Annotated in this window: 2 protein-coding genes; both read right to left on the bottom strand. The window is 73.5% G+C overall.

All coding sequences use genetic code 11. From position 1 onward, the window contains the following. Positions 1-29: 29 nt before the first annotated feature. Positions 30-1,232 carry an FAD-dependent oxidoreductase gene (locus EHS43_RS42215; RefSeq protein ID WP_125195768.1) on the bottom strand — a complete coding sequence of 401 codons (1,203 nt, stop codon included), beginning with the start codon at positions 1,230-1,232 and terminating at the stop codon, positions 30-32. Positions 1,233-1,282: 50 nt separating this feature from the next. Then, positions 1,283-2,521 (bottom strand): ATP-grasp domain-containing protein, encoded by a 1,239-nt coding sequence (locus tag EHS43_RS42210; protein WP_125195769.1) that lies wholly within the window; start codon positions 2,519-2,521, stop codon positions 1,283-1,285. Positions 2,522-2,569 lie beyond the last annotated feature (48 nt).

Here is a 2,569-nt window from a genome sequence, read left to right as displayed (position 1 = left end):
GGCAGGCAGCGCCCCTGCACCCAATGACGTCAGCCGTGGGCCGTGGCCAGGTGGTGGGCCAGTCTCGGGGAGGCGAACTCCGTGCCGCAGACGAAGCGCATCACCGGGCCGTAGGACGCCGCCGCGGGCAGGCCGGTGAAGTAGAGGCCGGGCACCGAGGAGACGTATCCCGGGCCGAGCCGGGGTGTGCCGCGGCTGACCGCCAGCGCGGTGCGCAGTTCGTGGCCGAGGAAGTCCATCGCGGCGAGGTCGACCCGGTAGCCGGTGGCCGCGATGACGTGGTCGGCGCAGAGGCGGTCCACCGCCTTGGAGTGGGTGAGGACCTCCAGGACCGGGTGTCCGCCGGCCGCGTGCGCCTTGAGGATCCGGTTCACCTCGGTGACCTGGACCTTGCCCTCGAACCGGTCCCGCAGCCACCACGCGCCGAGCGGGCCGAGGACCCGGCGCACCAGGTAGTGGCGGACGGCGGCGGGGAGCCGGCGGTAGGGGTGCGGGTAGGAGGAGAGGGCCCACAGCGACCAGGCGCGGCCGAAGGGCGACTCGGGCCGCAGCCGCGGCTGCTTCCACGGCGGCGCGCCGAAGTCCACGCTGCCGCGGCCGCGGGCGACCACCCTGACCTGGGCGCCCGCCTCCGCCGCGAGGGCGGCCGTCTCCAGCGCGGACTGGCCGGCGCCGACGACGATCAGCTCCTTGCCCGACCAGCGGCCGAGGTCGTGGTGCTGGGAGCTGTGGGAGAGCGGGCCGGTGGGCGCGGGTCCGTCGGGTACGGCGGCGGCCAGCTCCCGGGGCAGGTGGGAGAGCCCCGACAGACCGGTGGCCACGACGACCGCCCGCGCGGTGAACGACTCCCCCGAGTCGAGCTTGAGCTGGAAGCCGCCCCGCTCGCTGCGGTCCACGGACACGACCCGCACCCGCTCCAGCCCGGGCACCAGCTGCCGCTGGAACCACTGGCCGTAGGCGATGAAGGTCTCGACGGGAATGATGTCCTCGTCCGTCACCAGGCGGGGGATGCCCGCCGCGTCGCAGTAGTCGGCGAGGGTGTGCCCGCGCCGGGGCGCGTCGAGACTGGAGGCGGCCGGGGTCGACTTGAGGAGCATGCCCGCGGGCATGTGGTCGCGCCAGCTGACCATGGGTTCGCCGAAGACGCGCACGGGGATGCCGCGCGCCCGCAGATGGGCGGCGGTCGACAGGCCGAAGGGCCCGGCGCCGATGACTGCTACCGGTTGGTTCACGAAGTCCCTCCCCAGGACGTCACTTCGTCACTTCGTGGTGGTACCGCTGTTCAACTGGTCCCGCGGCCCCGCCGGTTGGTCCGCCAGAGCTGGTGGAGATGTCTCGCGCCGGGCCGCACGAACCGGGCGAGCATGGTGAGGAACGGCAGCGGGTCGTCACCCGCGAACCAGGCCAGCTCGGTCCCGCTGGGCCGCGCCGGCGCGTGCGGGGTCGTATAGCCGCTGCGGCGGTAGGCGAGCAGGGCGGGCAGGTCGATGTTCCCCACGACATAGCGGTGACCGGCCCGCTGTTCCCCCTCCGGGACGGCCCGCCCGGTCAGGTCGAGGTGCATGGCGCGCACGACGTCCACCCCCGACCCGCTCTCGAAGAGCCGGAACTGGGCGCCCATGCGGGGGTTGAAGTCGAGCAGTTTGTACTGCCCGTCGCGCCGGTCGAAGCGCAGGTCGAGGTCGATGATGCCGGTGTAGCCGATCTGTTTGACGAAGCGCGCGGCGAGGTCCGCGAGTTCCGGGTTGTCGACGACGTAGGCGTTGGCCGTCATCCCCGCGTGCGGCGGCCAGGAGCGCACCTTGACGCCGGTGAACAGGGCCAGCGGGGCGGAGTTGCCGTCGAAGTAGGCGTGCACGATCCAGTCCTCGGCCTCCTCCCGCGGCAGGTACTCCTGGAGGATCACCCCGGGCCGCTCGCCCCAGTCACGGGCGAGGGCGAGCAGCCCTTCACGGGTGGCGATGCGGGTGGTGCCGCCCACCGCGGGCCGCCGGCGCCGTACGAACGCCTCGCGGTTCTTGGCCACCACCGGGAAGCGGGCCTTCTCGGCGAAGGCCACGATGTCGTCGTACGACCGCGGGAAGGCGGCCTGCGGGCTCGCGATCCCGTGTTCGGCGCACAGTTCGTGCAGGCCCTGTTTGCTGGCCAGCCGGCGGGTGAGGCCGGGCTCCACGCGCGGGAAGAGGAACCGGCCGAGGAGATCGCTCTGGTGCTCGGCGATCAGGACCGCCGCCTCCTCGTCGGTCGGCACGAGGACGGCGGGCCGGCCGATGCGGCGCCCGATCCGGACCAGTCCCTCGACCAGCCGGCCCGGGTCCTCGGTGCCGGTCGTCGGCCAGACGAACGCGCGGGTGAGGTACCGGGAGGCGGCGGCGGGTGTGCAACGGTCCTCCGTGATGGCGTACATGGGCACCCCGAGGCGGCCCAGGCTGCGGATCGCGCCGACTCCGCCGTGGTGCAGCGGATAGTCGCCGAACTTGACGATCAGGGCCGGGACCTCGCGGTCGGCCTCGAACGGCACACTGCTCGCGCTTCTGGCCACGGTCCCCCCACGCGTCCCCCCACGGAC

This window comes from Streptomyces sp. RP5T (assembly GCF_003933965.1).
Classification (GTDB): Bacteria; Actinomycetota; Actinomycetes; order Streptomycetales; family Streptomycetaceae; genus Streptomyces.
Note: the sequence above shows the minus strand (reverse complement) of the source record. Positions and strands in the feature narration are given on the sequence as shown.